At 46.1% G+C, this 25,825-nt stretch carries 20 protein-coding genes, 1 tRNA gene and 1 other annotated feature; of the genes, 8 read left to right on the forward strand and 13 right to left on the reverse strand.

Annotated features, from left to right (window positions below; genetic code table 11):
* Positions 1-9: 9 nt before the first annotated feature.
* Positions 10-2,673 (reverse strand): valine--tRNA ligase, encoded by a 2,664-nt coding sequence (locus tag DESOR_RS25140; protein ID WP_014187417.1) that lies wholly within the window; start codon positions 2,671-2,673, stop codon positions 10-12.
* A 241-nt stretch (positions 2,674-2,914) separates the two neighbouring features.
* Positions 2,915-3,132 (reverse strand) — a binding site (T-box leader).
* Between the two features lie 80 nt (positions 3,133-3,212).
* Positions 3,213-4,604 (reverse strand): FMN-binding glutamate synthase family protein, encoded by a 1,392-nt coding sequence (locus tag DESOR_RS25145; protein WP_427854255.1) that lies wholly within the window; start codon positions 4,602-4,604, stop codon positions 3,213-3,215.
* A gap of 256 nt (positions 4,605-4,860) precedes the next feature.
* Between DESOR_RS25145 and DESOR_RS30895 the strand changes: the two genes are divergently transcribed.
* Positions 4,861-6,546 carry a cell wall-binding repeat-containing protein gene (locus DESOR_RS30895; protein ID WP_014187419.1) on the forward strand — a complete coding sequence of 562 codons (1,686 nt, stop codon included), beginning with the start codon at positions 4,861-4,863 and terminating at the stop codon, positions 6,544-6,546.
* A gap of 126 nt (positions 6,547-6,672) precedes the next feature.
* On the opposite strand, the gene DESOR_RS25155 is transcribed toward DESOR_RS30895, so the two are convergent.
* Positions 6,673-7,203, reverse strand: coding sequence for a nitroreductase family protein (locus tag DESOR_RS25155; protein WP_014187420.1), 531 nt, complete (start codon positions 7,201-7,203; stop codon positions 6,673-6,675).
* 107 nt (positions 7,204-7,310) lie between these two features.
* Entirely contained in the window at positions 7,311-7,997 is a 687-nt protein-coding gene (locus tag DESOR_RS25160; protein ID WP_014187421.1) for a TIGR04086 family membrane protein, read from the reverse strand.
* A 169-nt stretch (positions 7,998-8,166) separates the two neighbouring features.
* Between DESOR_RS25160 and DESOR_RS25165 the strand changes: the two genes are divergently transcribed.
* Both DESOR_RS25165 and DESOR_RS25170 read left to right on the forward strand, forming a co-directional pair.
* Positions 8,167-8,925: a LysM peptidoglycan-binding domain-containing protein gene (locus tag DESOR_RS25165; protein ID WP_014187422.1), complete on the forward strand. Its 759-nt coding sequence runs from the start codon at positions 8,167-8,169 to the stop codon at positions 8,923-8,925.
* Between the two features lie 154 nt (positions 8,926-9,079).
* On the forward strand, positions 9,080-9,958 hold the full coding sequence (locus DESOR_RS25170) for a DMT family transporter (RefSeq protein WP_014187423.1): 879 nt from the start codon (positions 9,080-9,082) through the stop codon (positions 9,956-9,958).
* Here DESOR_RS25170 and DESOR_RS25175 read toward each other — a convergent pair.
* From DESOR_RS25175 to lonB, 4 genes are all read right to left on the reverse strand, one after another.
* The gene (locus DESOR_RS25175) at positions 9,924-10,922 is read right to left on the reverse strand and encodes a sodium:calcium antiporter (RefSeq protein WP_042332768.1); all 999 of its coding nucleotides are present in this window, start codon (positions 10,920-10,922) and stop codon (positions 9,924-9,926) included. The genes DESOR_RS25170 and DESOR_RS25175 overlap by 35 nt on opposite strands.
* A gap of 139 nt (positions 10,923-11,061) precedes the next feature.
* Positions 11,062-11,661, reverse strand: a complete 600-nt coding sequence (gene yihA / locus DESOR_RS25180) for a ribosome biogenesis GTP-binding protein YihA/YsxC (RefSeq protein WP_014187425.1) — start codon at positions 11,659-11,661, stop codon at positions 11,062-11,064.
* 726 nt (positions 11,662-12,387) lie between these two features.
* A complete protein-coding gene (lon, locus tag DESOR_RS25185) occupies positions 12,388-14,808 on the reverse strand; it encodes an endopeptidase La (protein WP_014187426.1) in 2,421 nt (806 codons plus the stop codon).
* Positions 14,809-14,886: 78 nt separating this feature from the next.
* On the reverse strand, positions 14,887-16,635 hold the full coding sequence (lonB, locus tag DESOR_RS25190; protein ID WP_014187427.1) for an ATP-dependent protease LonB: 1,749 nt from the start codon (positions 16,633-16,635) through the stop codon (positions 14,887-14,889).
* Positions 16,636-16,716: 81 nt separating this feature from the next.
* On the opposite strand from lonB, the gene DESOR_RS25195 reads away from it, so the two are divergent.
* A complete protein-coding gene (locus DESOR_RS25195; RefSeq protein WP_148265323.1) occupies positions 16,717-16,890 on the forward strand; it encodes a nucleotidyltransferase domain-containing protein in 174 nt (57 codons plus the stop codon).
* Positions 16,891-17,123: 233 nt separating this feature from the next.
* Here DESOR_RS25195 and clpX read toward each other — a convergent pair whose 3' ends face one another.
* Together clpX and tig are read right to left on the reverse strand one after the other, a co-directional pair.
* Complete coding sequence (clpX, locus tag DESOR_RS25200; protein ID WP_014187428.1) at positions 17,124-18,389, reverse strand: ATP-dependent Clp protease ATP-binding subunit ClpX; 1,266 nt, start codon at positions 18,387-18,389, stop codon at positions 17,124-17,126.
* 44 nt (positions 18,390-18,433) lie between these two features.
* Positions 18,434-19,717 carry a trigger factor gene (gene tig / locus DESOR_RS25205; RefSeq protein WP_014187429.1) on the reverse strand — a complete coding sequence of 428 codons (1,284 nt, stop codon included), beginning with the start codon at positions 19,715-19,717 and terminating at the stop codon, positions 18,434-18,436.
* Between the two features lie 296 nt (positions 19,718-20,013).
* Here tig and DESOR_RS25210 point away from each other — a divergent pair, with 296 nt between their 5' ends.
* The 4 genes from DESOR_RS25210 to DESOR_RS25225 all read left to right on the forward strand — a co-directional run bounded on the left by DESOR_RS25210 (position 20,014) and on the right by DESOR_RS25225 (position 21,862).
* On the forward strand, positions 20,014-20,736 hold the full coding sequence (locus DESOR_RS25210) for a DUF421 domain-containing protein (RefSeq protein WP_014187430.1): 723 nt from the start codon (positions 20,014-20,016) through the stop codon (positions 20,734-20,736).
* A 4-nt stretch (positions 20,737-20,740) separates the two neighbouring features.
* Entirely contained in the window at positions 20,741-21,124 is a 384-nt protein-coding gene (locus tag DESOR_RS25215) for a DUF4363 family protein (protein ID WP_014187431.1), read from the forward strand.
* Positions 21,125-21,213: 89 nt separating this feature from the next.
* Positions 21,214-21,296 (forward strand) — tRNA-Leu (locus tag DESOR_RS25220).
* 161 nt (positions 21,297-21,457) lie between these two features.
* Positions 21,458-21,862, forward strand: coding sequence for a YidH family protein (locus tag DESOR_RS25225; RefSeq protein WP_014187432.1), 405 nt, complete (start codon positions 21,458-21,460; stop codon positions 21,860-21,862).
* A gap of 39 nt (positions 21,863-21,901) precedes the next feature.
* Here DESOR_RS25225 and DESOR_RS25230 read toward each other — a convergent pair whose 3' ends face one another.
* From DESOR_RS25230 to DESOR_RS25240, 3 genes are all read right to left on the reverse strand, one after another.
* Positions 21,902-22,198, reverse strand: a complete 297-nt coding sequence (locus DESOR_RS25230; protein ID WP_014187433.1) for a hypothetical protein — start codon at positions 22,196-22,198, stop codon at positions 21,902-21,904.
* 276 nt (positions 22,199-22,474) lie between these two features.
* Entirely contained in the window at positions 22,475-23,623 is a 1,149-nt protein-coding gene (locus DESOR_RS25235; protein WP_014187434.1) for a DUF5667 domain-containing protein, read from the reverse strand.
* Between the two features lie 228 nt (positions 23,624-23,851).
* Entirely contained in the window at positions 23,852-25,825 is a 1,974-nt protein-coding gene (locus tag DESOR_RS25240) for a hydantoinase/oxoprolinase N-terminal domain-containing protein (protein ID WP_014187435.1), read from the reverse strand.

Genomic DNA, 25,825 nt, shown 5'->3' on the forward strand with positions numbered 1-25,825 from the left:
GTAAAAAGATTAGTCTTCCTTTAACTCTTTTAAACGTACTTCCAGGGCCTCTTTGCGGGCTAGTAGGCCTTCCAGCCGCTCTCGTTCTTTGGCTACCACGGCTGCAGGGGCTTTGCCGGTAAATCCGGGGTTGCTTAGTTTTTTCTCTAAGGCTTCTTTGTCCTGAATTACAGCCCCGATTTCCTTTTCTAAGCGGGCGATTTCTTTGCCCAGGTCCATCATGCCTTTTAAGGGCAGGTAGATTTCCACGCCTTCTAAGACTGCACTGGCTGATTGGGTTGGTTTCTCTGCCAGGGCTGCATGGAGCTGAATGCTGGCTCCTCCGGCTAATTTCAGGATGTCCCCTTGGCCGGATTCCAGTACCTCCCGCTGACCTGGGTCAGGGGCGAGGATGATGATTTCTACTTTTTGCCCGGGGGCTACTTTCATTTCTGCCCGGATATTGCGGATGGCTTTAATGGCATCCATGAGCAGGGTCATATTTTTCTCAGCCGCAGCGTCTCTGTAGGCCGGTACTTCCGGCCAAGGCTGCATCATAATGCTTTTGCCGGATCCGGGGAAGTTCTGCCATATTTCTTCTGTCAAGAAGGGCATAAAGGGGTGCAGCAGGCGCATGGTTCCTTCCAAAACTTCCAGAAGCACGGATTGAGCCGTGTGTCTGGCTGCTTTGTCTTCTTTATTGTAAAGGCGGGGTTTGGTCAGTTCGATATACCAGTCACAGTATTCATTCCAGATGAATTCGTAAAGGAGTCTGCCGGCTTCGCCAAGATCGTATTTTTCCAGAGCACTGGTTACACCTTCAACGGTGGCGGCGTAGCGGTCTAATATCCAGCGATCGGCCAGGGCCAAGTCTCCCCGGGGGCCTGCTTCATAGTCTTCCAGATTTAAGAGCACATAACGGGATGCATTCCAAATCTTATTGGAGAAGTTTCGGGTAGCTTCCAGCCGCTCGGGGTGAAAACGCAGGTCGTTCCCCGGTGTATTGCCGGTGATGAGCATAAACCGCAGGGTATCTGCTCCATAGTTATCGATAACTTCAATGGGATCCACACCGTTGCCCAGGGATTTGCTCATTTTCCGGCCTTGAGAATCCAAGACCAGGCCGTGAATCATGACTTTCCTGAAAGGCACTTCTTTCTTGAATTCCATGGCCATAAAGATCATCCTGGCCACCCAGAAGAAGATGATATCCCGGCCGGTGACTAACACGGATGTGGGATAAAACTGTTCCAGTTCCGGGGTTGCTTCAGGCCAGCCCAAGGTGGAAAAGGGCCAAAGTCCGGAGGAAAACCAGGTATCTAAAACGTCAGGATCTTGACTAAGCTGAGTGGACCCGCAAGTGGGACAGCTGGTGGGATCCTCTTTGGCACAGACTTCTGCGCCGCACTTTTCACAGTACCAAACGGGAATACGGTGTCCCCACCAAAGCTGCCGGGAAATACACCAATCCCGGATATTTTCCATCCAGCCTAGATAAATCTTGTCAAACCGCTCGGGTACAAATTCCAGACGGCCGTCCCGCACAACCTCAATAGCCGGTTTGGCCAAGGGCTCCATTTTCACAAACCATTGTTTGCTGACCATGGGCTCGATAATGGTGGAGCAGCGATAACACTCTCCCACAGCATGAGCATGGGCATCAATTTTCAGCAGTACGCCCAGGTTTTTCAAATCCTCAACCACGGCTTTGCGGGCTTCAAAACGGTCCATACCTTGATATTTACCGGCATTTTCATTCATTTTTGCTTCTTTATCCATAACGATGACCTGGGGCAAATGATGTCTAAGTCCGACTTCAAAGTCATTGGGATCATGAGCCGGCGTAATTTTCACAGCACCTGTACCAAACTCCCGGTCTACATATTCATCGGCGATAATAGGTATTTCCCGGTTCACTAAAGGCAGGATCAAGGTTTTGCCGATCAAATGCCGGTAGCGCTCATCCTCGGGATGCACCGCCACTGCCGTATCACCCAGCATGGTTTCCGGACGGGTGGTGGCTACCACCAGGGTTTCCTCACTGTCTTTAACCGGATAGCTTAAGTGATAGAGATTGCCGTCCCGGTCATTATGTTCAACTTCAATATCTGAAATGGTGGTATGACATTTAGGGCACCAGTTGACGATATAATTTCCCCGGTAAATCAGCCCTTTATCATACAGGTCCACAAAGGCCTCCCGCACAGCACGGGAACAGCCTTCATCCATGGTAAACCGCTCCCGTTCCCAATCACAGGAAGAACCTAAGCGGCGGAGCTGCTGGGTAATCCGGCCGCCATACTGGTGTTTCCAATCCCAAACCCGCTCCAGGAATTTTTCCCGGCCCAGTTCATGGCGATTGGTGCCTTCCTTGGCAATCTGAGCTTCTACCTTGGCCTGAGTGGCAATCCCGGCATGGTCCGTGCCCGGAACCCAGAGAGTATTATATCCCTGCATCCTCTTAAAGCGGGTTACTATGTCCTGAATAGTACTATCCATGGCATGACCCAGGTGCAGGGCCCCGGTAACATTAGGCGGCGGCATGACAATGCTGAAGGGCTGTTTATCTTTGTCCACTTCTTCATGAAAGAACTTATTGTCCTCCCAATACTGATACCATTTCCCTTCCACGATGCTGGAATCATAGGTCTTAGCCATCTCTAACTTGTCTGTTTTTGCATTAATATCATCCATATATTAAGACTCCTTTCGCCTATGTAAACTACTTTATTAGGTAAACTAAGCCGATTTTCTTACTATAGTTTGCCCTGGGATTCTGTCTGGCAACCCTCGTCGCTCCCCGTCAATGAGTGTAAAGAAAACTTGGCTGGCTCCAAGCCTCCGGCGCAGGCGGCTGCCTAGTTGCACTTATGCTTAGAAAGTATATAACGCAAGTTTATACTTTCTGATAGTACAAAAAAAGCCCCTCATCCATGCAAAGGACGAAAAGCTTCCGTGGTACCACCTTTATTCTGAGAAACACAGCCTTTCTCAGCGCTTGTTAAACAATAACGGGTTTTTTCCGTCAGAGAATACTCTGTTCTTCTCTGCCCCTCCTGCGCGACCTTTAGTGTTTTCCCGAAAAAGCCTTCCAGCTATGGCCTTTCTCTCTGGACGGTAATTTACACTATTCCTCACATTCTTAGGGTTTGACTTCATTATTTCGCTTTATTCCGAATTTATTATACTCGGCAAGATTGCTGTTGTCAAAAATACTCACTGAGATTTTCTTGTCAAAATAACTCTTCATCCTGCCAGGGATAAGCACGCTGAACCCCAGTCACTTTGGCCGTCCATTCATCTAAGGCAACTAAATCATTAGGGCCAAGTTCCGATAAGGCCGTTTTGCCCAGAGCCCTTACCCCCTCTTCCATTTCCAAAGCCATGGATTTGAGGACATTGGCGACACTTTTGCTGGCTAAGGGAATGTCCAACCGGTGCTTGTAAGGGGAATCGTACCAAACCAATTGGGTTAGCGGTTCCCAGGGAAGTATTTTATGGATCTGATTATGAACCAGGGCAAACAAAGGAACCGTCCCCAAATAGACGGCATCGGCACCCAGGGCAATAGCTTTTAAGCACTCTGCCGGGGTTGCGTATCCTCCGGCAACCACTAAACTCACCTCTTTGCGGGCACCCTGCTCCCGCAAAAAGCGTTCTGCCCGTATTAAAGCCAGCAAGCTAGGTATTCCTAAATCGTCGCAAATCAAGGGTGATGAACCGGAGGCACCGCCTTGAGATCCTCCGATCACGATGACATCAAAATCTGCTTCCAAACAGACGGCTAAATCTCTTTCCAATCCCCCTGTGGCTATCATCTTAATCCCAATAGGTTTTCCTGCAGCCTCTGAACGTAAGTCTGAGACATATTTAGGCCAGTCCCAGGGAGTATTAATTCCCGGAATGTTAGCATTGGTGACCACGGTTTCCACGGGAGATATACCCATTAACTTTTGAGCCTTTCCTTTTACCGCATAGGGTTCCACCGTAAAAGGCCCCATTCTTGCCCCTTGGCCCATCTGAACTTCCAGCATGTCTGCTGCGGCAATAGCCTGAGGATTGTGCCCCCAGGAACTCCTGCTGATCTGCCATATATACTTGCCTGCTTCATCACGTTCCTCTTGCAAAAAGGGACCTTCTCCGGAATTCGTGGCCGTTCCCACTTCTTTTGCCGCTCTTGCCAAAGCTTTTTTTGCCTCTTCACTTAAGCCCACCCCATAGCCCATTCCCGATATCATTAAGGGTATTTCGATTTGCAGAGGCTTTTCCGCCTTGGCTCCCAGAGTCACCTTCATATCAATGGGAGTACTTGCTTCCTTAGGCAGACGTGCCATTTGGGCGGGAACAAACATCAGCATATCATAATGGGGCTGAGGTTTCGACGAACCCAAAGGTCTTTGAATGAGTTTGCCATGTTCTGCCCGCAAACTGATTTCCAGGATATTTTTTACGGACGTACGGCTTACGGCACTCCAAAGCTCCATAAGGTTTTCGGAATACTTATCCCTAAGCAGCCGTTCTAAAACTAATCCGAAAAGCCGTTGGACAACTGAGCGAAACACACCCTTGCCAACAAAATAAACGATACACAAAATCACGCCTAAGGCTATTAGTGTACCTATCATGGAAAGCATTACGATATACAGGGCGCTCTCTAACACCAAGATTCAATCTCCCACCTTTAAATTTCACAGCAACACATAGTGATTAATACTTAGTCTACACTTCTCAATGAATAATATTCAAATGACTTTTCTGCTCATTGTTTCCTCAAATGGAAGTGAATCACCATTTGAAAAAAAAGGTTTTTTAAAATTTTAGCGAAGTATTATCAGGTAAGTTCAAAAACACTTTCTCAAAAACAAGGAGGACCTTTTATCAATGAAAATGACCAAAAAGGCGTTTGCTTCTCTCGTTATTGCAGGAATGACTCTAAGCGCCCTTCCTTTTAACGCATTGGCAGCCGATACCGTTTCCCATCGCTTAGCAGGCGTCGACGCAGCTCAAACTGCTGTCGCTATAGCAGAACAAACCGGCTGGACAGGCACTGCTATTCTTGCTTCCTCTGCCTCCTACGGTATGGTTGATGCCTTAACGTCAGGCCCCCTTGCTTCATTCCTTAAAGCTCCCATCTTGCTGCAAGGGCCCGGGGCATCACTTAATAAAGATACGAAAGATGAGCTCACGAAACTTGAGGTTAAGACCGTCTATGTTACCAGCGGCACTGCCGTCATCAGCCAATCGGTTTTAGATGAACTGGAAGCTATGGATATTACCGTTGTTCCCCTAGGCGGAGCCGACCGCTTTGAAACCTCTGTTAATATTGCTAAGAAAATGGTTGAACTTGGCGCTTCAATCGACAAAGTGGCTGTTGCTTATGGCTGGTTGAATCAAGATGCCCTCTCTATTGCTTCTATCGCTTCCGCCCAAACAGAGCCTATTCTTTTAACGGAAGCCAACTCCATCCCGGAAAGTGTTCAGAAGTTTTTAGCAGACAATGAAAGTGTTGTTTCCACAGATGTTATCGGGGGTACCGCCGTGATTAGCGATGATGTGGCTGCTGAATTCCCCGATGCAGCTCGTTATTACGGAAACACTGCTTATGATACAAACCTGGAAGTTCTCAAGGCCTTTGACAATGTTTTAGAGTATGATAATGTCTTCATAGCTAATGGCCAAACTGCCATTGACGCTTTAGCAGGAGCACCTCTGGCCGCTCAATCCAATGCCGGTATCGTTCTGACCAACGGAGCAAGTAATGAAGGCACCGCCTATGTGGGCAGCAAGCTGTCTCCTGATAGTGTGGTAACCGCTCTGGGCGGAACGGCTGTTGTTCCGGACAGTGTTCTGCAAGACTTAGTCGACGCTCAGGCTGCAGCCGCCGCCAAAGCATCTGCTATCGCCAAAATCGACGGAGTCGCTAAAGATGGCGACGCTTCAGAGATCACTGCTGAAGATCTCATCGCTGCCGGGGTGACCGCCAGCGATGTTATCGAAGCCAACTTAGAAGCATACCAAACTGTCATTGCTGCTGTGGAAGACTCCGCTCTTAATTCCACAGAAAAAATCCAGCAGATGGTGTCTGGCGTGAATGCCGTCCTCGAGGCAGCTGCCGCCAAGGAAGCCGCTCTGGCTAAAATTGACGGGATTGCCCAAGACGCTGATGCTTCAGAGATCACCGCTCAGGATCTCATTGCTGCCGGGGTAAACGCTGATGATGTTATCGAAGCCAACCTGGATGCCTATCGGGATGAAATCTCTGCCGCTGAGGATCAAGCCCTGGATTCTACGGAAGAGATTCAAGCTATGGTTGCTGACGTCAATGCCGCTCAAGCCACTGCTGCACAAGCAACCGCTATCGCCAAAATCGACGGAATCGCCCTGGATGGTGATGCTTCAGAAATTGGCACTCAGGATCTTATCCTTGCCGGAGTCAATGAAGCAGACGTTATGGAAGCCAATTTAGAAGCTTATCAAGCTGCCATCTCCGCAGCCGAAGACCAAGCCCTGGATTCCACGGAAGAAATTCAAGCAATGGTTGCTAATGTCAATGCCGCTCAAGAATAATAAGCTCACCCTATAATTGGGAGACAAATAAAATCAGGGGCCGTGCAAAACGAACTAAAGTTCGTAGAGCGCGGCCCCCCCTTTTGTTAAAATATCCAATGTGCAAGAAGTGATACTCTGAAATTTTTACGCCTGGCCCCACTTGCCGTGGAAAGCGATCTCGGACATGGCTTTGCGAGGACGGGGACGGCGTTCCTCCGCGGCATAACCCAAGGGAGTCATGGCCACTACTCGGACATCCTCCGGAATATTTAAAGCGGTACGTACTTTCTCTTCCGTAAATAATCCCTGCCAACAGGTGCCCAATCCCTGCTCTGTGGCTGCCAAAATCAAATGTTCCATGGCCAGTCCGGCATCCAGCATCATATTGTCTTTGCCTTCCCATACTTCGGATTCTTTAGGCACAGCACAGAGGACGATGACAATGGGAGCCGAAGTCAAGGCTTTGCGCCCAGGATTGCTTTCTCCCATGCTTTCGGCCATGGCCGCCCTACCTGCTGCATCGTTAACAACAATAAAACGCCAGCACTGCATATTTTTCCAGGACGGTGCTAACCTAGCACACTCTAATACATATTCCAGCTTTTCTTTTTCCACCGGTTTATCCTGATAAGTTCTTAAACTTCGGCGGGTCTGAGCCAATTCAAGAAAGTTCACGGTAAATCCTCCTTCGTTATTTCTACATTAATCTCCCTAAATTCAACTATTCTCATACATTACCCCAAAATCCTGCTATTCTTTAAATTTTTTAACCTTAGAGCCACTCATTCTTCCCACCAGGGCTTTGCTTTTTCCTCCCTTTGCTCCCAGATCACTAAATCATTGCTTATGGACTGCGAATTCCTGGTCATGACTTTATTGTCATTGTCTCTATCCCAGGGCCATTCAATTCTCTCCTCTTTCTCCGAACACCCTTTGACTTCCTGAATCATCCTATCATCATCCTCTGAGCTGTCAATCCAACTTGACTTTACAGAGTTTATCCTGGGTTCATAGTCATCCCCGGTGTCCCATTCAAAGTCATTATTGATGCCCTCATCATGGCCGTAACCTGCATAGGATGGGGTATAATACCGGCTTCTACCTCCACCCCATGAACCAGAAACATATCTCTTTTTCCCTGCGCCAAAGGCTCCGGCCACTAAGCTGATCAATATCCCTTCGCCAAGAACTTGGATAAACCCTAATCCTCGTATGGGCAAAAACAAGGCCAGCAAAAGAGTTCCGACAGTCACATAACCAGCTCCGGCGGTCCCGGCCATGAGCCATGATCCGCTTGCTTTGGCTGTGCGATACCCTCCTACTAAACAACTTACGATTAGCCCTACATCTAATAGCTGTGAGATGCTTAAGCCTCCCAAACCCATTGCGCTCCATATAACACCTGCCAAAAGAGTCAAAAACGTTACTAACAAGGACGCCGTAATTCCCTTCAAGATATTGGATCCCACACCTTTATCCTCCTTTCCTGAATATTGCTGAGGTCCTTTTACACTGTCTTATTACATACCTACGTTGAACTCGTCCAATACATTCCATGAATTACCCATTATTATCCATTGTCATGTTTCTATCCCCCCGAATATAGTGTGCTAACGACATAGTAAAGGAGGAGTCCTAATGGATTACGCACGATATATTGTGAATCCTGGAGATACAATCTATAAAATCGCCAAGGCTCACAATCTCGAAATGGCGGAGATCATTCATCTTAACCAATTAAAGCATCCTGATCGCATCTACGCAGGCCAAGTTTTGCTTCTTCCTATTCAAGACGGCTATGTACCCGTTCCCGGACCGGCACCTGTTCAAATTCCCGAACCTACCTATACATATGCCGCATGGCTTTATGAGGCCTATGCAGGAAAGGATTCGGAATTGACAGCTATCACTACTTACCTTTATCAGGCCGTTATTTTAGACCGTCCGGAATTCGACGCCTTGCTGCGTCCTATCGCTTATGATGAAATGCGTCACTTGGAAAAACTCGCTTTGGCTTTGCGGTATTTAGGAGTTGACCCCAAATACGGGGCCTTAAGCAGAGGACACTGGATTGATTGGAGGTCTCGTTTTGTTGATTACACCTCCGACCTGTGCACCCTTCTGAACTCTAATATTGAGAATGAAGCTAAGGATCACCGGGAATATCTTGAACTGGCTGAAAAAATACCCATCCCGGAAATTCAGTGTATCCTGACAGAAATGGCCGCTGACGAAGAACGCCACTACCATATGTTCTGTGAAGCGAAGCAGCAATTCTGCAGTGAATTTTCTCCGCCGCTGCCGCCACCTTGCTCACCCCCTCCAATCTACACCCCTGTTGACGAACCAGAACCAATAATTCCGATGCCCGGACCCCATGAAGGGGGGAGAGGTTAAGAAATTACCTCTTTTCAGGCAGATTTTGATCCATTATACTAGAGGTACCGTAATTCAGAGCTACAACCAGGCATTCTGTACAAGAACAGAAAAGGTCGTTGCGTACTTTACGCAGCGACCTATATTTATGATTCGTTGAAGAGAGGTAATCACATTGAAGCTAAACAAAAGCCACTGGGCGGATCTTTCCTTACTTTTAGTCACCTTCGTCTGGGGATCAACCTTTGTCATTGTCAAATGGGCTATCGCAGACCTTCCGCCTTTTCCTTTTTTAGCAGTCCGCTTTGCCTTAGCCTTTGTGAGTTTATTACCATTCCTCTGGTTCCAAAAAGCCCACCTCAATAAGACTTCTATACTCCAAGGAGCAGCTACAGGGATCTTTCTCTTTTCCGGCTATGCCTGGCAAACCATCGGCTTGCAATATACGACCTCCTCAAATGCCGGTTTTATAACCGGACTTAGCGTTGTTATCGTCCCCGCTTTAGTCGCTGCCACTACACGCAAACTACCCAGCCGCAGTTTACTACTGGGTGTCCTGTGTGCCTTAGCCGGACTGGGATTCCTCTCTTTAGGGAACGGCTTTCAGCTCAATAATGGTGACCTGATGATTCTTATTTGCGCCATCAGCTTTGCACTGCAGATTTTTTTCGTGGGGCGTTATGCACCTCAGGCCAATGCCACAGTCTTAGCCAGCATTCAGATTCTCACGGTGAGCCTTCTCAGCGGTTTTGCTTCCCTGCTTTTACCTCAGCCAACCATCTACTTCAGCTCCACTGCCTGGTACGCTTTGTTGGTTACGGCTATACCGGCGACGTCACTGGCGTTCTTTGTTCAGTCCAAAATGCAGCAGTTTACAACCCCTACCCATACAGCTCTTATTTTTTCAATGGAGCCGGTTTTCGCTGCCGTTTCAGCCTTTTTCCTGGCCGGTGAACTCTTAACTGCCAAAGGTTATTTTGGTGCAGCCTTAGTTCTTATCGGTATGCTGATTGCCGAATTTAGTGGATCGAAACACGAACAACTGTCACAATAAAGATGAAATAAAATACGCCTCCCATGAGCAACGTGGTTGGCAGGATTCCCCCCCGGCGCCGCAAGGAAATGTAAGGTATCATCGCCGCTCCTATAGCTAAGAGCGCGCTCCATAAGGCTAAGAAATCCAGTTTCCAGGAGGTAAGGGCTATGCCGATGGCTGGGATGACAGAACTTTGAAATACCATAGCCCCTGTTAAATTTCCCATGGCTAAGGTATCCTTGCCTTTCCGAATCCAAAGTACACTGTTAAATTTTTCCGGTAACTCTGTGGCTATGGGCGTGATAATTAAGGAAAGTACAAACACCGGAATGCCTATGGCCACGGCAATAGGCTGTACGGCATTGACGAAACGATCTGCCCCGACGATAATTGCCACTAAAGCCAGGGTAATTTGCAGCAAAATCATGCCCATGGTCGGGCTGCTCCTTCGCCTCTCCATGTAGAGGGGGGCTATTTGTTCGTGTTTGCAGTCATCTTTGCAATCACGCAAAGTTTGATAGACATAGATCATATAAGCTCCAACCAGTGCTACGGCCACTCCGTTCTTAGCCCCTTGCGTGGGTAAGAAGGATGCCAGAATGGCCATGGTATAAACAATCAGGAAAAACATTAAATCACGCTTTACGACTTTGGCCTCCAAATACAGCGGCCGGTTCTTGCGACGGAACAAAAGGGCCGAAAAACCCGTAATAAAAAAAGCCACCGTTGCTAACATAAAGGGAGCGCCAAGAATGGCTCCTATGCCAATGTCCGCCCCCTCGGTTCCCACTCCTCCGCCTAAAATAGCCATGATGGGAACCATGGTCTCAGGCAAAGCTGTTCCGACGGCTGCAAAAATACTCCCAACAGCCCCGTCGCCAAGCTTAAGGCGTTTTCCCAGCCACTCAATTCCGTTGGTAAAGGCTTCTGCACCGATTAATATGATCCCTAAACTTATGATCAGTAAGCCAATATCCCTCAATTGATCCCCCCCTTCCTTCACTGCCGAGGGTCTCCCCACTTCCCCATTGATGAGATAAAATCTCACATTATAACTATACGAGAGTGAGATTGTTTTATGATAAAACAAGCCGGGAATTCACAAATTGAATTCCCGGCTTCTACACTTCTTCTATCCCTAGAATTTCTTCAATGGCCTCATTCAGTTCTTTTTTACCAACACCAGACTGGGAGGAGAAAGGGAGGATCAAGGATACATCGGGGATTTCCAAATCCTTGGCTATCACTTTTAAATGTTTAAGCCACTGTCCACGGGCGATTTTGTCGGCTTTCGTTGCCACCACCATGGTTGGTACCTGCTTAACCCGCAGCCATTCATGCATTTCCCGGTCCTCCACACTTGGAGCATGCCGGATATCTACGATTTGAATAACTGCCCGCAGTTGTTCGCGCTTTTTAAGGTAATTCTCCATCATGGGTCCCCACTGGGCATTAACGGTCTTAGCAACTTTGGCATAACCATAGCCCGGCAAGTCCACTAAAAACCAAGCATCATTAACCCTATAAAAATTTAAGGTTTGGGTTTTTCCCGGGGTATTTCCTGTGCGGGCAAGATTTCGGCGGCCTAAAAAACTATTAATCAAGGAGGACTTGCCTACGTTGGATCGCCCGGCCATGGCTATTTCCGGCAAACCATCCGTAGGATACTGCTCATATTTTACCGCAGAAGCTGTATACTCTGCCTTTTTTACAACAATCAATTTTCTCTTCCTTTCAATCTAGGCCTATGGATCCTTTAGTATGTTCTTTGGTATTATCAGAATAACCTGCCATGCCGCGTCTCAGCACCTGCAGATGATGAAGATGAGGGCTCCCGGGGTCGGGCAGCTTCGCCACATCCGCTTACCCAGCATTCCGAGGCTCGCCCACTCGCCAGCGAGGGAGCTACACCAAACCTCCGGGTAATACCTGAAGTGAACCACTGGCTCCGCTAACCCTCGCCAGCTTTGTGGGCTTTACCGCCTCTCCATGCAATGGGTTCACTCCTGTGGACGAAGCTGCCCTTTGCTTTTGGGTCCACGGATTCTTTTGATGCGTGGTTTTGAGTCTTTTTCAGAGATTCCGCGAAACCTAACCCGAGCCCCCCAAAGTTCAGCTTCCGCTCCCAATAAACTGCAGAAGGAGCGCTTTTTCAGCTAAGCGGATGCGTTAGTGGAGCCACGGTAAGGCGAGCGCCGACGGTTCGCGTCCCCGTAGCGCGCCGCAGGTTCACATGCAGGAATACCCAGAGGTTCGGACGCGCTCGCGAACCGTCCAGCGAGGCAGCGGCGGAACTCGCAGACGCGTGCTGTAAAAGCGCTCCGCCCCAGAGCCAGATAGAAGACCGGCCCCTATCAGGATGGTTTTTTCAATGCAGAAGAGACGCAAGAGGACAGCTTGGGTTGGCTCCGCCGGCTGCCCTCTCGCCTGGTTATCTCTTTCGATCTTTAGCAAGTTGTTGTCCGTTCGTCCTGCCCGGGATCCGAATCCTGAATTCCGCTTGGTGAGTAGACGGAATGGACTGGAACATCTTCCTGAACTTTATCTGAGTGCGCAATGGGTAAAAGGGCTAGTTTAAGCACTTCTTCAATGCGGCTGACGAAATGGAACTCCAAGACTTTGCGGACATTTTCAGGGATTTCTTCAAAGTCCTTGCGGTTTTCCTCTGGGAGTACCACTACTTTGATTCCAGCCCGGTGAGCCGCTAATACCTTTTCCTTGACTCCGCCAATGGGCAGTACATTCCCGCGCAAGGTGATCTCCCCGGTCATGGCCAGATCAGAGCGGACATAACGCTTGGCGATGGCCGAGGCCATGGCCGTGGCCATGGTAATCCCTGCCGAAGGTCCATCTTTCGGAGTAGCACCTTCAGGAACATGAATGTGCAGGTCCGTTCGGTCATAAAAATCTTCTTCAATACCCAGCTGAGAAGCGTAGGCCCTGATAAAGGTCCAGGCTGCTTGAGCGGATTCCTTCATGACATCCCCTAATTGACCTGTTAAGGTCAGTCTGCCTTTTCCCGGCAGGGGGGTTACTTCTACTGTGAGAACGACCCCGCCTACTTCCGTAAAGGCCAGTCCGGTTACTGCCCCGATTTCAGGCGCTTTGGCAGCTGTTTGGAAATGATAACGAGGAGCTCCCAAAGTTGACTCCAGGTCCTCAGCTGTTAAGGTATGGGGTTCCCATTCTTCTTTTACCCAGCGGACAGCAATTTTACGGCAGAGGTTGGCAACTTGTCTCTCCAGTCCCCGCACTCCTGATTCTCTGGTATAGCCCTGAACCAGTTTGAGTAAGATGTCATCCTCCAGGGTAAAGACTTCCTTGCTGAGCCCATGGGCCTCCAACTGTTTAGGCACCAGGTATTTGCTGGCGATATTGACCTTTTCATCCTCTGTATAGCCGCTGAGGGTTATGACTTCCATCCGGTCTAAGAGGGGACGAGGAATGGTGTGCAAGGTGTTAGCTGTCAGTACAAATAAGGTCTGAGATAAATCAAAGGGGAGTTCTAAATAATGATCCGTGAAGGTGCTGTTTTGTTCGGGATCGAGAACTTCCAACAGCGCGGATGCCGGATCCCCGCGAAAATCCGAGGTCATTTTGTCAATTTCATCGAGAAGGAAAACAGAATTTTTGGTTCCTGCTGTACGAACCCCTTGAATAATCCTGCCAGGCAAGGCCCCGATGTAAGTACGGCGATGTCCTCTGATTTCCGCTTCATCCCGCAAACCGCCTAAGGACATACGCACAAATTTGCGGTTTAAGGATCGTGAAATTGATTTTGCTAAGGATGTTTTTCCTACTCCCGGCGGTCCTACTAAACATAAAATCGGGCTTTTCATTTTGGGAGTCAGCTTGCGGATGGCTAAGAATTCAAGAATACGCTCTTTGACTTTTTCTAATCCGTAGTGGTCCTCATTGAGGATTTCTTCGGCTTTAATTAAATCAATTTTGTCTCTGGTGGTTTTGTTCCAAGGCAGCACCAATAACCAATCCAAATAAGTACGAACTACCGTGCCCTCTGCTGAAGCCGGAGGCATTTTTTCCAAACGGTCTATCTCTTTTAAGGCTTTTTCTTCAGCTTCTTTCGGCAGCTTCGCTTTTGCTACTTTCTCCCGGTATTCATCGGCTTCAGCTTGACGCTCGTCCTTATCTCCCAGCTCTTTCTGAATCGCCTTCATTTGTTCCCGCAGATAATACTCTTTTTGAGCTTTATCCATTTGCTTGCGCACTCTTTGTCCTATGCGCCGCTCTAACTCCAGGAGCTCAATTTCCCGCATGATCAATTCTGTCAAACGTTCTAAGCGCAGTTCGATGGACATGGCCTCTAAAATGGTCTGTTTATCAGGCACTTTTAAGTTAAGATGGGATGCCACAATATCTGCCAAGCGGCCGGGCTCTTCCACAGCTAAGACTGTACCAATGGTTTCTAAGGGCACCCGTTTGCCTAACTTGGCATATTCCTCAAACTGATGAGTCATGCCCCGGATTAAAGTTTCCAGTTCCGGTGTCATAGCTCTCTTTTCCTCTGCCAGCTCTTCGATACGCACCTCAAAATACTCATCTTCCTGCAAGTATTCCAGAATGCGGCCACGGGTAATTCCTTCAACTAAAATCCGCATAGTGCCGCCGGGGAGTTTTAAGAGCTGCTTAATTTCGGCAATGGTCCCGATTTCATATAAATCATCAGGGTTGGGCGAATCAATTTCTGTCTCCTTTTGAGAGGTCAAAAGTATTATCCGATCATCAAGCATGGCTTTTTCAATGGCGGCCATTGACCGTTCCCGGCCAACGTCGAGATGGATAACCATATACGGAAAAACAAGAATCCCACGTAACGGGAGTAATGGTAGTTCACGCTCTTTTGTCACTTATATCCCCCCATTTTAGAAAACTCTTGAAAAAAAGACACACTACAGCTAGTGTGCCAAACTTATTCTTCAACTATTCTAACATGTTTTACCCTGATCAGGCAAATTTGCAACAATGTTTGTTACCGCTTTATTAACGGCTCCAAAATCCAGACGGCTCAATACTTCTTCCAAAGGCGGCCTGGTTTCCACTTTTTCTAAGGTTATGTTTGGAACTAAGGCCAGCTCCAAAACTTGAGAAAGTTCTTCTACGGTAATGATTTCAATCTCATCTTTTAACTCATGAAATCGTTCCTGCCAATTCTCTTTAGGAATTAAAACCCGCTTGCAGCCTGCTTGCTTGGCAGCTTCGATCTTGGCGGCAACCCCTCCGATCGGTTTCACCCGGCCGCGAATGGATAGTTCGCCGGTCATGGCCAGATAATTATCCACCTTTTGCTGGCGAATAGCTGAGATGGTAGCAGTGGCAATGGCAATTCCCGCTGATGGCCCGTCCACAGGCCCGCCGCCGGGAAAGTTGACATGTAGGTCATAATTTTTGGGCTCGATTCCCATTTGCCGCCGCAAAACCGTTAAGACGTTTTCCACAGAACTTCGGGCCGTACTTTTGCGGCGATATTTTTTACCGGCATCTCCTTGTTCTTCTTCCTCCACAATTCCCGTCACAAGCAGTTCCCCGGTACCTGGTGCGACAGGAAGAGCCGTTACCTCCAGCTCCAAAAGTCTGCCCATATTTGGTCCGTAAACAGCTAGTCCGTTCACCAGGCCAACACTTGGCTCTACAGGTACTTTTTTATCCGGACGAGGAGTATATTGTCCTGTTGCCACGACCCACTCCACAATTTCCACATTGACTTCCGACAATCCATCTGTCAAGGCTACTCCGGCGGCGAGTTGTACCATGTTTACCGTTTCACGGCCATTGGTTGCAAACTGTTTGATAACATCCAGAGCTGCTGGGGTCATGGGGATTTCCATCTTGCCTGCTGCGACTTTGGCTATTTCAGCGATTTCATCGGGTAGCAAAGCTCGGAAATATACCTCCATGCACCTGGAACGGATGGCCGGCGGGATTTGATCCGGACTGCGAGTAGTGGCCCCGACAAGGCGAAAATCTGCCGGCAGGCCGTTTTGGAAAATATCATGGATATGCTGAGGAATATTAAAATCTTCAGAACTATAGTAGGCGCTCTCCAGAGTCACCTTGCGATCTTCTAAAACCTTCAGGAGCTTGTTAATTTGAATAGGATGAAGTTCACCGATTTCATCAATAAAGAGAATTCCGCCGTGGGCTTTGGTTACGGCGCCTTGTTTTGGCTGAGGAATTCCAGCCATGCCCATGGCTCCTGCTCCTTGATAAATGGGATCGTGAACAGACCCAATCAATGGATCGGCAATTCCCCGTTCATCAAACCGCGCAGTTGCCCCATCGATTTCTGTAAAGTGAGCGCTTTCTTTAAAGGGGGACAGGGGATTTTTTTTGGCTTCTTCTAAAATCAGGCGAGCCGCGGCGGTTTTGCCTACCCCAGGCGGGCCATAGATCAAGACATGTTGCGGGTTGGGACCGCATAAAGCAGCTCGTAAAGCTTTGATTCCCTCTTTTTGGCCAATAATCTCATCGAAATGGACCGGCCGGGTCTTTTCGGATAAAGGGGTGCTCAAAGCGATTTTTCGCATGGTTTGAAGTTTTTCCAGCTCCTTACGGGATTCTCGTTCAACTGAGATTTTATTTCCCTGCTGGGATTTGAGCATTCCCCAAAAATAAAGCCCAATCACAACAGCAAATACTAGCTGAACGACCATAACTATTCCGCTGAGTCCATTCATGCACTACATTCCCTCCTAGCAATCTCTCTAAGGTAGTATTGCCATAAAGTGGAGAAAAAACCCTTACTCAGCGGTTTATTAATGATAGTGAACAAAAAAGAGTCTCTGGGGTCGGGCAGTTTATCAAAGAAAGTAAAAGATATAAGACTATTTGGATCCGTTGCTAAGGGTACGGATACTACTGAATCAGATATTGATATTTTGATTTTAGTTGAAAGTGACGATAGAAGAATCGTTATTTCGCCTACGGTCTAATGCGGACTATGATGACTTCAAGACATTTACCTATGAAGACTGCATTATAGCCAAGGAGCAGGCTCAGGAAATCATTTCTGAGATAAAAGCATTTCTTAATTAAGCTTGCTGTCTGGAAGCTAAGGGACACCGACATAAATTTTAAAAAACACCGATGAAGCATTTGTATACTTCACCGGTGTTTTAATTTCGTCATCAATAATTAAGTTAACTTGACTAATGTCAAATTGCCTCTACGCCGATTCTTCTTTCTTACCCTTTTTAACTTTATCCGCCATCACCAACAGAGGTTCTTCTTTCTTCATGACAACCTCCGGGGTAACCACACATTTCATAACGTCATTGCGGGAGGGCAGATCATACATGACGTTGAGCATGAGATCCTCAAGGATTGACCTTAATCCCCGTGCTCCTGTGTTTCTGCGGATGGCCTCGGCAGCAATGGTGGTGAGAGTTGCGTCTTTAAACTCCAAGGTGACACCGTCAAGCTCCATAAGCTTTTGGTATTGTTTGACCAAAGCATTCTTAGGCTCTGTCAAAATTCGAACTAAAGCCGCTTCGTCAAGAGCTTCAAGGGTTACAATGACCGGTAAGCGCCCAACAAATTCCGGGATCAGTCCATACTTTTGCAGATCGCTAGGTAGGATTCCTTTGAGGATTTCACCAACATTTAAATTGACCTTATTGGGAATGGCTGCCCCAAAGCCCATGGTCTTCTCGCCAACTCGGTTTTGGATGATTTTTTCAATCCCATCAAAAGCTCCGCCGACAATAAAGAGTATATTGGTAGTATCCAACTGAATGAATTCTTGATGCGGATGTTTGCGGCCGCCTTGGGGAGGTACGCTGGCAACAGTGCCTTCAAGAATTTTCAGGAGGGCCTGCTGAACTCCTTCGCCGGAGACATCACGAGTAATAGAAGGGTTCTCTGACTTTCTGGCTATTTTATCGATTTCATCGATATAGACAATTCCTTTTTCTGCTTTTTCTACATCGTAGTCAGCAGCTTGAATTAATTTTAAGAGAATATTTTCGACATCCTCACCGACATAACCTGCTTCGGTTAAGGAAGTAGCATCCGCGATTGCAAAGGGAACATTAAGGACTTTAGCCAACGTTGAGGCCAGCAAAGTTTTTCCTGAACCTGTAGGTCCAAGCATGATAATGTTTGATTTTTGCAATTCAACATCATCAATTTTCATGCCCAAGTTAATTCGCTTGTAATGATTGTAGACAGCAACGGAGAGTGCTTTTTTGGCATCCTCTTGACCAATGACGTATTGATCAATGATCGCCCGAATTTCTTTAGGTTTCAAAATATCCCCTATCTCAACCCCTAAGTCATCCGTCAACTCTTCCTCAATGATTTCATTACAAAGTTCAATGCATTCATCACAAATATAAACTCCTGGACCAGCAACTAATTTTTTGACTTGCTCCTGAGTCTTACCGCAAAATGAACACTTGAGTTGATTTTTGTCTTCGGTGTACTTTGCCATCCTCTCACCTCTATACCTCAGAATTTCCCCTAAGGCGTTGGGTTTTAGGAATTCTGTTCTACCAAAAAGTTGACTGTCTTTTGACTAATCATGCTTTGTTTATAGAACGGAAGCTCCCCACGCGCGATTAGGGTCTGCTTGATTAATCCAGCGTCTTGACCGTGACGCTCACTAAGTTTTTTCATTTCCTCGTCTACTTCGTCTTCGGTGACCTCAATTCCTTCTGCTTTGGCAACAGTTTCTAAAACTAAATCTGTTTTGACGCTTTCAGCAGCTTGAGGCCGAGCCTGCTCCTGCATGGCTTCTTCTGTAGAGTTTGTGAACTGATAGTACTGCTCAAGTGTCAAGCCTTGTTGAGCAAGATTACGACTTAAATCTTCTAACATTAGTTTAATTCTTTCCGTAATCATGACTTCAGGAATTTCGACGCTGGCATTGTCCACAACTTTTGCCACGATTGCTTTGACATGTTCATCTTTAGCTCTTTGTTCAGCTGTCTTCATTAATTTATTCCGTAAATCAGTTTTCAATTCATCCAGAGTCTCAAATTCACTGACATCTTTTGCAAATTCATCGTCCAAAGGAGAAAGTTCCTTGCGTTGGATTTTTTTGACAACTGTTTTAAACACAGCGTCTTTACCTGCTAGCTCTGCACTATGATATTCAGCAGGGAAGGTAACGTTGACATCATGAGGTTGTCCAATTTCAACGCCAATTAAACCTTCTTCAAAGCCAGGGATAAAAGTACCGGATCCGATAACCAGTTCATAGTTTTCAGCTTTACCGCCTACAAAAGGAACTCCATCGGTAAATCCTTCGAAGTCTAAGGTAACGGTATCATCATTTTCTACCTTACCTTCTTCTAAGGTTATAAGCCGGGCATGCTGCTGCTGTTTGCTCTTTAAGGCTTCCATAACTTCATCTTCTGTGATGGTTGCCGCACTTTGTTCAATCTTAAGTCCTTTATACTCACCCAGTTCAACTTCTGGTTTAACTGCTACTTTCGCCTTAAAGATAAGATCTTTTCCTTCTTCAATTTGCACCAGGTCAACATTTGGACGATCAACGGGCTCAATTCCGCTTTCTCCAACTGCTTGAGCATAAGCCGGTCCGACTAATTGATCCAGAGCTTCATCATAAAGGGCTTGTTTTCCCACATACTGTTCTACGAGACGACGTGGTGCTTTACCTTTACGGAATCCAGGAACGTTGACTTTCTTCGCCAGGACTTTAGCAGCTTGATTGACCGCATTTACGAATTTTTCGGCTTCAACGGTAACTTCCAAAGCAACAAGATTTTTTTCAAGTTTTTCTACTGAAACTGACATATTATGTTCTCCCCCTTAAACACTAATTAGTCTATGTGCAAGGCAGCTGTGGATACTCGTTAGTCTTCCCGTTTTTAAAAGACTACAAACCCTCGCTTAAGCCAAATACATCTAAAGAAAAAATTACTAATCAATTATAACAGACTTGCATCTTCTAATCAAATAGCCTAACCCTTTGAAATAGGTCATGGATAAGTCTTTTTAATCAGGGCAAAATAATTTTTAAGTTCTTGATGCCACAACCCATTTTAAACCTATAACTTGCTGATTACTTCAACTAAGAAAGGTGACAAATAATGCTGATTGTTGTTGTAAGGACTCTAATATTGTATGCCCTTGTCATTATCGCCCTGCGTTTAATGGGAAAAAGAGAAATCGGACAATTACAGCCTTTTGAGTTAGTGGTTATTCTCATGATCTCGGAACTTGCGGCTGTCCCCAGTGAAAATGTCGGGGTTCCTATGCTGAGCGGCGTTATTCCTATCCTAGTACTTCTCTCGGCAAGTCTTACCCTAGCCTGGATATCTTTAAAAAGTGAAAAAGCGAGGAATATTATTTGCGGTAAACCCAGCATTCTCATCGATCGGGGGAAAATATCCCAGGATGAATTGCGAAAAAACTGTTATAACATTACGGATCTGCTTGAAGAGCTGAGACTCAATAATATGCCGAATATTGCCGATGTTGAGTTTGCTATTTTAGAAAACAACGGACAATTAAGTGTTATTCCGAAAACTAATAAACGACCAACAATCCCCGATGACTTTAAAATAAGCCCTCAATATGAAGGACTTCCGCTGACAGTTATCATGGACGGCAAATTAAATAAAAAAAACCTCGAGCATTATAATAAGGACATCCAATGGCTGAAAAAGGAGCTTAAAAAACAAAAGATCCATCAAATTGAAGATGTGTTTATTGCCAGTCTTGATTCCTCGGGGAATCTATTTGCTCAAGAAAAGAAGCAGCCCAAAAAGCAAAAAAATAATAAAAAGAAAAAAAATCCTGATGTGAGGTGATAATATGCTGAGAACGGTTTCAACGATTATTGTGATTATCCTATTCTTTTTGATAGGCTCTATTACTTCTTATAGATTTGTTGAAAACACGACTGATACTGCCAGCGCTCATCTTCAGGTCATTCAAGAATCTATTTACACGGAAAAATGGCAGGCAGCGAATGAGGAATTAGCGATTGTCCAAGAAAACTGGAATAATAACGGCACTTGGTGGAGCGTAATTTTAGATCATCAAGAAATTGACAGAATCGATCTAGCCATCGAGAGGCTGAGAAAATTCATAGAATCAAAAGATCCTGCACTTTCTCTTGGAGAAGTGACTTCCTTAAAACAATATTTCGACTTTATCCATGACAATGAAAGGCTAAGCCTTAAGAACATACTCTAAATTAACCTTAACTTAAACTGCTAAAAGCTTCCACTTGTCAGATTCAAGAAATTATGATACAATCCTTTCTGTTACAGTAATTTTATCTCGCGAGAGTGGCGGAACTGGCAGACGCACTGGATTTAGGTTCCAGCGGGAAACCGTGGGGGTTCGAGTCCCTTCTCTCGCACCATACTTTGTTTTTAAACCCGCATTTCATGCGGGTTTAATTGTTTATACAGGCTTTTATACTCATTAAACCTTCATTGCCCCTGACACCAAGACAAAATTCTCTCATGGCCGCCAGACAATAAGTTATAATGAATAAAAGATAACACTATAGGAGGATGCTCTATGTCTAAAACCATTAAAGAAGCTAAGCAGGCAAAAGCTGGTGACCCACGCTTTTATATGGCCAATGAGAGAACGTTTCTGGCATGGATTAGAACATCTATAGGAATAATGGGATTCGGTTTCGTCGTAGAGAGATTTTCATTGTTTGTAAGACAAATGGCATACGTTTTAGGACAAGATGAGCATACATTGCCTTCTTCTCTTGGATCATCTTCCATCGTTGGAATAATTCTCGTTGGCCTTGGTGCCATCATGAGTGTATCTGCCTTTATCAAATACAAAAGAACAGAAAAACAAATCACTGAGGGCACCTATGAGTCCTCATCAATATTAAACACTGCCCTCACCGGTTTAGTCCTCGCAGTTGGAGTTTTCCTTGTGTTTTATATAATCCAAAGCACATAAACAAAGCTTTGCCGGTCCCAACTTCCAGGGCTCTGTATCTTAACTCATCCCTTGAATTAACCAAAAATACTCAAATAAAAGAATCAGGAAATCAATTCCAACTAAAGCCAGAAGATTTCTCAGCCAATTGACAGGATACTTCCAATAATAGAATACCCCATTAAAAATCACTAAGAAAGCGGAACACCATCCCCAGCGAATAAAGAGACTCTGATTTCCGGAGAATAAATGAATAAACCACAGCACTGGGATAAACAGAAATACACTTAAGAAAGTAACTATTGTATAACCTATCTGGCGCCGCAAATCATCGGCACTTGGCTTCGCCTTGCCCATAAACTTCTCCATCCCTTAAGGTGCTTGATAATATTTAGTATACCACGAAGCCTCATAAGTTTAGAAGACTATTAGAAAACTTGGCTGGCCGCCAACGAAGACACTGTCTTCGAACGGATTATCTCTTCTTGCAGACACTGTCTTCGCGCGTATTAGCCATCTTGCAGTATATAACGCAAGTTTATACTTTCTGAGTAGTGAAAAAAGAAGCGGCTCACTCTATACTGAACCGCTTTTCAATGGATTGATTAAAACCTGATAACCTGATAAGGGGTTTTATTTTTTGCCCTGGTGATCATCCTGTTTATTGTTGTCATCCTTACCTTTCTCATCATGATTCTTATCCTGATTTTGACGTTCAATTTTGTCATGTTCTCCACTAACTGAAGGCATTGACTTCAGTGTACCCGGGGCAACAGTCACAGAGGTTGGCTGACTGGAGCTTGCAACGGGATCCTGAGCAGAAACTGCAGCATCTGTATCATCTGTATCGTCGTTATCTTGATCTTGGTCTTGATCATTATCATCACTGTCATTTAAATGAAAGTTCCCTTTTTCCTGAAGGGATTTTTTAAATTCCTTCAAGGCTGCTTTAGCTTGTTTTTTGAGTTCCTTTTGATCCGCTGCCGGGGTGGCAGGATCTGTTGCCGGAGCAACCGTTACTGGAACTGTATCTGATTCAGTGGTACTGTCAACCTGAGCATCCTGTTTTTCCAGTTTAGTAACTGCCTTTTCCATAGAGCGTACCACATTAAGCGCCACCTTTTGAGCGGCTTGAGGAGGAAGCTTTTCTAATAAGTTTCCTAAAACCTCAACGTTCTTTTGATTAACATTTGTAAGGGCTAACGTAAGTTTTTGGGCTTCTTCTGAACTGGGGTCCTCAACCTTATCTAAGAATTCTTGGGCTTTCGCAATCTTATCTGCATATTCATAAAAAACCGTTTGTGATTCTTCCGTTTTCCCTTCAGCCATTAATTTCTGGGCTTTTGCCAACTTCTTTAAGGCATGTTCTTCCATTAACTGACTTTTGTGAACAGGATCAAAGGTTAAGGCTATTTGGAGCTTCCCAATTAAATCTGTCAGCCAATTAGCGGGATCAACCGTATTGCCGTCTTCATCCACTACAGCCACAGAATCATTATCCTGATCTTCAGCATTAGAGTCTGAATCAACGTCTGAATTAGTGCTGTCGGTACCTGTAACATCTGTGCCTGTGCCGGTGTTTCCAGTATCCGTACTTGCGACATCATTAGCTGCATTATCTGTAGTTGTGGTGTTAGCACTGGAGTCTGCAGCAGCAGTCGTTGTTGTCCCAGTTGATGTGGCAGTGTCCGCAAAAGCTGGGGATATGCCCATTGGCAGCACCAAAAGTGCAGCTGTAATTCCAACAGCTATTTGTTTTTTAATTGATTTTGTCCTTTGCATTCGTTTCCCTCATTTCATAAAATCTTTAAGTAAGCAGCCATTAAATATAAATTTTCAAGCTTCCATAACCCTTACATCATATCTTTACGATGCCAGTCAGCTTTTTTTGGGGGGGAGCATCATCATGGATTGCAAGTTTGAGATTGCCTGTTGATAGAAAAATACGCCTAGGTCAGGCTTAAAAAACCGGACCTAGGCGTAAGCAACTCCATCTTGAATTAGTTTTGCTTAAAATATGTTCTGCGGATAACCTGAGGCTGTGATCTCAAAAACTTCACTGAGAAAGACTTCTCCGAAATCCGTCTGGCAAGAAGTAACATCGTGATTAATCACTATCTCGGGATTTTTAAGCCCAGCTTGGCGAGCATTTTCCATAACTCTGGCCTTTCCTTTGACCAGAATACTCTCCCGGGCATCTTCCAACTGCATGTATCCCTCGCACCCCCAAGGTGCATGCACTTTGAAACCGGGTTTAATGACTACGGTTACTCGTTCACTGACTTTGCCTACTGCTGCTCCAACAGCATTGGCAACCTCACTATGTTCCGGGATCGTCACTTGGGTATTCAGCAAATTGCCTACAGCGGGTAAATACGACTCAACAGGCGCCCCGATGGCTGCAATAGGATAGTTCAGACCAATCCGCAGGCTGAAGTCATGATCAGGATGGTTCTGCTTGAAAAGAGGGTTCGTCAAAAAATTAAAGCTTTGATCCTCCTGGATAGAAAAGTTATGCCCTTGTTTTGAGACTAGACTTTGCAAGACTGAAATGGTCAGAGACTGGGTAATCTGTTCCAGACAATACTGGGCAAAACGTTCGGCAGAGCAGCCATATTCGAGAGCTAAAATTCTGGAGCCTTCAAGGGCTGCCGCAGTACTCCATTTTTTTAACATACCTAAGGAATGTAAAACATCCGTCGGTGTGAAGGAGATTCGACCGATAATTTGGGCCTGTTCAAGAGAGTTCATGGCTAAGGGACTGAGGGAACCCCCTAAGCGCTTTTCTAAGGCCAGGATATTGTGGGCTTCTTTCACCAGCACTTCCACTATGGCCCTTTCATCGGATCTTAGACTTTCCAGGTGCCGGGGCTGCTTCAGTATCATCCAGCAATCCACGGCCTGCCCTTGATAAACAGTTCGCTTCCCTTTGATCGATTTGAGTTCCTCTATTAAATGAGGGTAACGTACAGCAGCTACACTTAATGGCCATACCCGAGCCGGTCCGATAGTTAGTTTTCCTTGGTTGGCCCCTCGCACATAACTGCCGGCATCAATTTTAATATTACTGTCTCCGCCTATACCAAAGGTGCTGATTTCTGCAGTATTGATATGGGTTCTCCAGCCGGCAACGATGGCTCCCGCCTCATTCATCCGCCAACGATGATTTTTGACGATGCCAATATCTGTTGTGGTACCGCCCATATCCAGGGTCAAGACAGTTTCCATACCTGTGAGAAAGGTTGCCCCTACCACACTGGCAGCAGGCCCGGACAAAATGGTCTCAATGGGTTTTTCATAGGCCGCTTCTTCATTGATTAAAGAACCGTCTCCTTTGACAACCATGACTGGGGCCATAATACCTTTATCTCTAAGAACACTCTTAACTGCCCCCAATAGCTCCCTGATAATCGGCAGCAGCCTGGCATTTAAACAGGCCGTCACTGTTCGAGCGTGATATCCTAATTTCGAACTGAGTTCGTGAGCACAAACAATAGGAACATCCCATTCCCTGCGTATGATTTCCCGGACCTCTTGTTCATGGGCAGGGTTTCTGATGCTTAAATTCCCTGATATAGCAAGAGTGTCAACTTCTCCTTTCATCTGCTCGATGGCTCTTGACAGTTCTTGGGTATCAAGTTCGGTAAAGGGCACTCCATATAAGTTATGCCCTCCTGAAATCAGGGCAACTCTATGGGCCGGCAAGTCCCCTTTTGGTTTTCTTTTACCGATTAGAATCAGACCTACCCTGCCGCCCCGGCCTTCAACAATTGAGTTCGTTGCCAAGGTTGTGGACAGAGAGACCATTTTGATTGTTTCTGGTTCAATCCCACCCAAATTGCCGACAGACTCTTTGATACCAATAGTTAAATCCTGAGGTGTGGTAAATGCTTTGGCTTTGGCTAGAATGGTCTTTTTCTCAAAATCCAAGAGGACACTATCTGTAAAGGTTCCGCCGGTATCTATTCCTAGAATGCAAGACAT

This window comes from Desulfosporosinus orientis DSM 765, from assembly GCF_000235605.1.
Taxonomy (GTDB): domain Bacteria; phylum Bacillota; class Desulfitobacteriia; order Desulfitobacteriales; family Desulfitobacteriaceae; genus Desulfosporosinus; species Desulfosporosinus orientis.